Origin of the sequence: Phocaeicola sp. RTP21198st1_B8_RTP21198_201120 (assembly GCF_040929485.1) — a bacterium.
GTDB classification, from domain to species: Bacteria; Bacteroidota; Bacteroidia; order Bacteroidales; family Bacteroidaceae; genus Phocaeicola; species Phocaeicola dorei.
Genome location: NZ_JBCOCI010000379.1, coordinates 1 through 1,311, shown reverse-complemented (window position 1 = coordinate 1,311; position 1,311 = coordinate 1). Strand labels below are relative to the sequence as shown.

Here is a 1,311-nt window from a genome sequence, read left to right as displayed (position 1 = left end):
GATATACAAAAAGGAAAGGCGCGTGGTGAACTGAAAGGAACGGGTGACGAAAGCAAAGTTGTCATGGTGGAAAAGACTGGGATTTATGAGGCTGTGTATACTTATGGCTGGTATTTGAAGAAATTTATTATGGATGTACAGGAGAAGGGGGCTGTTCCGGTTATTTTAAGTCCTACTCCACGTAATATCTGGAAGGAAGGGAAGATAGAAAGAAGAACTGATACTTATGCAGGATGGGCGCGTGAAGCGGCTGAAGCAAAGGGGGCCTGTTTTATCGACTTGAATAAATTATCAGCTGATAAAATGGAGAAGGAAGGTAGAAAGAAAGTGAACGGACTCTTCAAAAATGATCATACCCATACTTCTCTTGAAGGATTGTTTGACGGGGATATAATATAGGTTGTGTATAAAGTTTCTAAAATGAATTGAGTTCTAATTGTTTCTACAAAAATTATATTATGAATCCGCGTATCATCATTTTATTTATTTTACTGTTATCAGGCTTCTGTGTAAATGCTCAAGAGTATATTAGCTTGAACGGCGAATGGCAATTTGCCTTGGCAAAGACTGAACAGGAAGCTAAACGTCTGGAGAATTTCAGCTCTCCGGGATTCAGTAGTCAGAAATTCACAAAGATCCCTGTACCGTCCAATTGGGCTGTTCTGGGATATGAGGAACCTGTATATAGAGGGTTCAAGGAAAACAAGGCTAGTGAGGGCTTTTACTTGCATAAATTTGATACTCCTGAAGGCTGGGATGGGAAGCGTGTATTGCTTCATTTCGGCGGCGTGTGGTCATCGGCAGAGGTCTGGCTGAACGGGAAGTTTCTGGGCAGGCATGACAGCGGTTATACGTCGTTTGCGTTTGATGTCAGCGGCAAGCTGAAAACAGACGGGGCGAATCTGTTGGCAGTCCGTGTAAGGCAGATAACTAAAGAGTATAAATTTGATGTTTTCGACGACTGGACATTGGGCGGAATTTACAGGGATGTCACTTTGGAAGCTATGCCGCGTAAACGTTGGATAGACAATATGGTCGCACAGACCTTTTTCGATAATCGGTTTGAAGATGCGGATTTGAAACTACGGGTTATGGTCGGTGACAAACAGAAAAGTACAGTGCCGGGTAATTATCCAAGTCCGGGTGCATCATACGACCTTAGATTTACCCTTACAGATAAAGAAGGGAAGGAAGTTGCCCGGCGGCAGCTGACAGTACCCGCTCATATTTCTACGGATCGGGAAATAGGTCTGACATTCCATATTCAGTCAACTCATCATCGGAATGCGGAGAATCCTTATCTTTATAATC

1 protein-coding gene and 1 pseudogene are annotated in these 1,311 nt (G+C 43.0%); both read left to right on the top strand.

From position 1 onward, the window contains the following. Positions 1-399, top strand: a pseudogene (locus AB5935_RS26495) (rhamnogalacturonan acetylesterase); the annotation flags it as partial. Between the two features lie 59 nt (positions 400-458). After that, the coding region (locus tag AB5935_RS26490; protein WP_368327927.1) for a sugar-binding domain-containing protein at positions 459-1,311 on the top strand (853 nt) is incomplete at its 3' end.